The organism is Aquabacterium sp. UBA2148 (genome assembly GCF_002328915.1).
In the GTDB taxonomy this organism is placed as follows: domain Bacteria; phylum Pseudomonadota; class Gammaproteobacteria; order Burkholderiales; family Burkholderiaceae_C; genus Aquabacterium; species Aquabacterium parvum.
Genome location: NZ_DCXA01000156.1, coordinates 4,976 through 5,648, shown reverse-complemented (window position 1 = coordinate 5,648; position 673 = coordinate 4,976). Strand labels below are relative to the sequence as shown.

Sequence of the window (673 nt, the reverse complement as noted above, 5' to 3'; positions counted from 1 at the left end):
GCGGCGCCAGCCTTGCGAGCGGCAGCCTTGGGGTCAACGGCGGCCTTGAAGGTGGCGCCAGGGGTGAACTTGGGCAGCTTGGCTGCGGCGATCTTGATCTTCTCGCCGGTGCTGGGGTTCACGCCATTGCGAGCGGCACGTGCGTGCTGCTTGAACGTACCGAAGCCCGGCACCGTGACAGAGTCACCCTTCTTCACGGCGGTGACGATGGTGTCGAGCAGCGTGTCCAGAACGCGGCCTGCTTCGGCCTTGGACAGGGCGTGCTGGTCAGCCAGACGCTGGATGAGGTCAGTCTTGTTCATGAATGAGTTTCTGGAAGGCTCCCGCAAATGACGGGCAAAGGTATTGTGCAACCAAGAAGGCCATTTGGCACGGCCTCAGATCAATCGATTGCCCTGAAAGCCACTGTTCATCGGGCATCCAAGGCCATGCCCGACCGAAACTCCGATGAACACGGGCTACTGGGCGGGGTCAGATCGCGTCAAAGTGCCGAAATCGCAGACACAGCCTGATCCGGACGGGCCATGCCACCTGGCCCACGAGCAGGGCAAAATAAAAAGCCACCTGCAGGAAGACCTGAGGTGGCTTTTGAACCATGTGCAAGGTGCACCTGGAAAATGTTGGTGGGCCCTGAGTGACTCGAACACTCGACCAACGGATTAAGAGTCCGCTG

1 protein-coding gene is annotated in these 673 nt (G+C 60.0%); it reads right to left on the bottom strand.

The genetic code is table 11. From position 1 onward, the window contains the following. The coding region (locus B2W70_RS08515; protein ID WP_286744780.1) for an HU family DNA-binding protein at positions 1 to 302 on the bottom strand (302 nt) is incomplete at its 3' end. Between the last annotated feature and the right edge of the window lie 371 nt (positions 303 to 673).